At 73.2% G+C, this 4,951-nt stretch carries 5 protein-coding genes and 1 pseudogene; all 6 read left to right on the plus strand.

Annotated elements, in window-relative coordinates; translation table 11 throughout:
* The coding region (locus ABZV94_RS40175) for a Ppx/GppA family phosphatase (RefSeq protein ID WP_356349813.1) at positions 1-805 on the plus strand (805 nt) is incomplete at its 5' end.
* Between the two features lie 217 nt (positions 806-1,022).
* Positions 1,023-1,361: a hypothetical protein gene (locus tag ABZV94_RS40180; protein ID WP_356349815.1), complete on the plus strand. Its 339-nt coding sequence runs from the start codon at positions 1,023-1,025 to the stop codon at positions 1,359-1,361.
* A 144-nt stretch (positions 1,362-1,505) separates the two neighbouring features.
* Entirely contained in the window at positions 1,506-2,720 is a 1,215-nt protein-coding gene (locus ABZV94_RS40185) for a carbohydrate-binding protein (protein ID WP_356349817.1), read from the plus strand.
* Positions 2,721-2,864: 144 nt separating this feature from the next.
* A complete protein-coding gene (locus ABZV94_RS40190; protein ID WP_356349819.1) occupies positions 2,865-3,641 on the plus strand; it encodes a polysaccharide lyase family 7 protein in 777 nt (258 codons plus the stop codon).
* A 93-nt stretch (positions 3,642-3,734) separates the two neighbouring features.
* Positions 3,735-4,217, plus strand: coding sequence for a hypothetical protein (locus tag ABZV94_RS40195; protein WP_356349821.1), 483 nt, complete (start codon positions 3,735-3,737; stop codon positions 4,215-4,217).
* A gap of 173 nt (positions 4,218-4,390) precedes the next feature.
* A pseudogene (locus tag ABZV94_RS40200) lies at positions 4,391-4,951 on the plus strand (hypothetical protein); the annotation flags it as partial.

A 4,951-nucleotide genomic window follows, 5' to 3' on the forward strand; every position in this document is an offset into this window, starting at 1 on the left:
GTGGCACGCGGCGGGCCCGCTGGCCTTCGCGACCGCCGTCGTGCGCAGCGCCCCCAACCGCCATGAGGTGCTGCAACGGGTGGCGTCCGGCACCGGTGTCCGCATGTGCACCCTGCCCGGCGAGACGGAGGCCGAGCTGACCTTCCTGGCCGCGCGCCGCTGGCTGGGCTGGAAGGCGGGTCCCCTGGCGCTGCTCGACATCGGCGGCGGCTCGCTGGAGGTGGCCTTCGGCCGGGGCCGGCTGCCCGACTTCGCCGCGTCCCTGCCGCTCGGCGCGAACCGGCTGACCCAGGAGTACCTGGGCCTCCAGGATCCGCCCGCGCCTGGCGAGTTGAAGGAGCTGCGCCGGCGCATCCGCCATGAACTGCGGGACGTGGCCTCGCGGATCCGCTGGGAGCGTCCCCGCACCGCCGCCGTCACGTCCCGTACCTTCCAGCAGCTGGCCCGCCTGTGCGGGGCCGCGCCGGGACGGTTCGGCCCGTTCGTCGACCGGGAGCTGGCCTGCCGGGACCTGCGCGCGGCGGTGCACGCCCTCGCCGCGGTGCCCGCCGCCGAACGCGCCCAGCTGCCCGGGATCTCCGCCCCGCGCGCCGCCCAGAGCCTGGCCGGAGCGGTCGTCGGGCACACGGCGCTGAAGCTGATGGGACTGCCCCGGGCGGTCGTCTGCCCCTGGGCGATCCGCGAGGGCGTGCTGCTGCGCTACGTCGAGGACGGCGCGGACTGGTGGACGGACGCCACCGGCGAGTCCGCCGCCGCGGCACCGGCCCCGGCGGCGCCGCTCCGCATCGCGAGCCCTTCCCTGTGACGGGCCGTCATCGGGCGGGCCACGGGCCTCTTGTGACGGTCTTCGGCACACCGGGTGACCACGGGGGCCGGCGGGACCACTCGCCGTCCTCGTTCGGGTGAGCGGTGCTTCGCAGTGGCCGGCCCGGTGGAACGCTCCGCGCGTGAGGCCGGGCCCGGATCGGCACCGCCCGCCCGCTCGCCCGGCCGGCCGCCCGAACCGCCCGAAGGGACCCCTCATGCGCGCTCGCCCGCCGCGCCGCCGTACCGCGATGACCCTGTGCCTCGGCCTGCTGACGGCAGGCGGCGGGACGCTCCTGGCCCCGGCCGCCGCCGCGCCCGCGCCGCTCGCGGTGCCGCCCTACTACTACGACTGCGCCGGCACCGCCGAGGACCAGGACTCCGCCACGCTCGTGGGCGAGGGGTGCGCCAAGGTCGCCGAGATCACCGAAGGCGGCGGCGTGTACATCGAGGACCGGGCCGGCCGGAACGACTGGCGCTGCGACCGGATCGACGACGTCGGCACCAGCACGGTCAGGGGCCACGGGTGCCGAGCGGTGCCGAAGGGCTCCTGGTGAGGGGGCGCGGTCGGTGACAGGTAAAGGAATTGTATGGTCTAGTCCAAGGTCCGAGTTGGTCTAGTCCAACTTATTGACGTGACCGCAACAGCTCCCAGAGGGTGGGGCTCCCCGTTCCGGGGTCCCCACCCTCTGGAGGCACACGTGAGACGTCTTCGGGCATGTCTGGGCGCCGCGGCGGCCGTCGCCCTCGCCGCCGCCGGCAGCACCGCGCTGGTCGCGGGCAACGCCTCCGGCGCGACCACCGCGCTGAACAACCGCTGGTACGCCGCCGCCCCCTATCTGATGCCGCTGGACAACGACCCGCCGGACCCGGCCGCCATCATGGACGCCACCGGCCTGAAGGCGTTCCAGCTGGCGTTCGTCCTCGCCCCCGACGGCGGTGGCTGCACGCCGACGTGGGGCGGGACGGCGCCGGTCGCCTCGGACACCGCCGTCCAGTCGGCGATCGACACCATCCGGGCGAAGGGCGGCGACGTCTCGGTCTCCATCGGCGGCTACGGCGGCACCAAGCTCGGCCAGGCCTGCGCCGACCCGGCGTCCACGGCGGCGGCCTACCAGCAGGTCATCACCAAGTACGGGCTGCACGCCATCGACTTCGACCTGGAGGAGCCGGAGTACGAGAACAGCGCGGCCATCCGCAACGAGATCGGCGCCGCCCGGATCCTCCAGCAGAACAACCCGGGGCTGTACGTGTCCGTGACCACGGCCGGCACGGCGGACGGCACCGGCTGGTTCGGCAAGCAGATGCTGCTGGAGGCCAAGTCGCAGGGCTTCACCCCGAACAACTTCTCCATCATGCCGTTCGACGGCGGCTTCAACGGCGCGGCGAGCCAGACCTCCGCGCTCACCAACTTCAACACCATCCTCCAGTCCACGTTCGGCTGGGACCAGGCGACCGCCTACACCCACGAGGGCTTCTCGGGCATGAACGGCCGCAGCGACACCGGCGAGTACTTCACGCAGGCCGACTTCCAGACCGTGCTCGACTACGCCACGAGCCACCACATGGACCGGTTCACGTTCTGGTCCCTGAACCGCGACCGCCCGTGCACGCCGGCCGACAACGGCGGCCGGACGTCCGGCACCTGCTCCAGCGTGGCCCAGAACTCCTGGGACTTCGCGGCGTACTCGGTGAAGTTCGCCGGGGCCACCCCGCCGGAGACGACCCCCACACCCACTCCGACGCCGACGCCGACGCCGGGCTCCTGCAAGCCCGCCTGGAGCCCGACGGCGGTCTACACGTCCGGCAACGAGGTGTCGTACGGCAAGCACAACTGGAAGGCCAAGTGGTGGACCCAGAACGAGGTGCCCGGCGCCTCGCAGTGGGGGCCGTGGCAGGACGAGGGCGCCTGCTGACGCTGCCCCGACTCTTGACGCGTCTGGTTCAGACCTCTACCTTCTCGGGGCACCGGCGGCCAAGGATGCGTCCAGCGTTCACCATGCTGAACGGGTTCTTGGTTCCACCCGGTCCGCATCCGGCCCGACGAAGGGACCCCCCACATGACCCGATCCCGGATTCCCGCGGCCACGGCCACCGCCGTCCTCGCCCTCGCCGTCACCGCACTCGGCACCGGCGGCGCGGACGCGGCCGACCCGCGCGTCGCCCCCGGCGGCAACTTCGACCTGTCCGTGTGGCAGCTCCAGGAGCCCGTCGGCTCACCCGGCAAGCCCACCACCATCCCGTCGTCCCGCCTCCAGGGCGCGAACGGCTACCAGGACGCGTACTTCTACACCGACACCCGCGACGGCGCCATGACCTTCTGGGCGCCCGAGAAGGGCGTCACCACGCCGAACTCCCGGTACGCCCGCTCCGAGCTGCGCGAGATGAACCGCGACGGCTCCGCCGCCGACTGGGCGCTCGCCGGCAGCCACCGGATGAGCGCGACCCTGCGCGTGGTGTCGGTGACCAAGAACGTCTGCGTCGGCCAGATCCACCTCGGCTCCGGCGGTTCCTCCACCAAGCCGCTGGTCGAGCTGTACTACCACGCCAACGGGGACATCGTCCTCGGCACCGAGGACTCACCCGCCGGCGGCCAGACCGAGCACCCCGTCGGGCACGTCTCCCTCGGCAAGACCTGGAGCTACACCATCGCCGTCTCCGGCGGGAACACCGTCGACCTGACCGTGAACGGCACGACCACGCACTACGCCATCCCGTCCTCCTTCAAGCCGTACAAGCAGTACTTCAAGGCCGGTTCCTACAACCAGTCCTCCTCGGACAGCACCACCAACGGTGCCCGCGTCGCCTTCTACGGGCTGACCGTCTCGCACGGCTGACAACCGCCCGACCTGCGCGACTGGTGCAAACGGCGGGACGGTCGTAGCGTCGGGTGCACGCGGTCGGACACAGCACGACGGGTGGGAGCGACCATGCGCGGATCAGTGACGGGAACAGCGGTCGTCCTCGCGGCGGGAGCGCTGCTCACCGCGGCCATGACCACGGCGACGGCCAGTCCGCCGGTCACCGCCACGACGCAGACCCGCGCGGGCACCTCCCCGTCGCACACCGGTACGTCGCAGCCCGTCCTGGTCGACTGCCTGTGGAACCGCACCGTCCGGCCCGGCGACTTCATCCTGGCCTGCGGCGACGGGAACAGCCGTCTCACCGGACTCCACTGGACCGAGTGGAGTCCGGAGGGGGCGACCGCCGTAGGCATGAACATGGTCAACGACTGCAAGCCGTACTGCGCGGCCGGCTCCTTCCACGCCTACCCGGTGACCGTCCGGCTCGACCAGCCCAAGCCCTGGAAGAAGCACCCCGGCATGCAGCGCTACGGCCGGATGAGCCTCACGTACCAGGAGGGCCGTCCGGAGGGCTTCCAGCAGGTCATGACCTATCCGCTCTGGGACTGACGGCAGCCGCGCGGTCGAGCCGTGCCCCACCCGGTCGTGCCTCGTACGGCGCGTGCCGGTGGTCCGCGCGGGCGATCCCGCGGCCCCGGCTCCCGCCACGGGTGGTCCGTCCCCCGTCATGTTGGTGTGACCCCGCACGCCGGCGCCCCGCGCGCCGACCGAGAAGAGGTCACATGCCCCGACTCCCCCGCCTGACCGGCGCCGCCACGGCCGCGCTGGCGCTCGGCCTCGCCGCCGCCGCGCCCGCCACCGGCCAGGAACCGCTCGTCACCGACGCCCGCGTCCTCGCCCACCTCGACCTGGCCGCCGGGCAGACGCCCGAGAACATCGCGCTCGACCGCGACGGCTCCGCCGACCTGACCTTCGCGTCCGCCCGGCAGATCGCCCATGTCACCGCCGACGGCCGCATCCGGACCCGTGCCACCCTGCCCGCCGTCGCGCACGCCGCCACGCCCCTCGTGCACAGCGCCGTCGTCACCGGCATCGCCCGCGCCCACGACGGGACGCTGTACGTCAACTACGCCACCGGCACCCGTGCGACCGGCGTCTGGCGCCTCTCCCCCGGCGGCGCACCGGAGCAGATCGCCGCGCTGCCGGCCGACGGGCTGCCCAACGGTCTTGCCCTCGACGAGCAGCGGGGCGTGCTCTACGTCGCCGACTCGGCGCGCGGCACCGTCTGGCGGATCCCGCGGTCGGGCGGCTCGGCCACCGCCTGGGCGACGGGCCCGGCGCTC

It is taken from the genome of Streptomyces sp. NPDC004658 (assembly GCF_040609555.1).
In the GTDB taxonomy this organism is placed as follows: Bacteria; Actinomycetota; Actinomycetes; order Streptomycetales; family Streptomycetaceae; genus Streptomyces.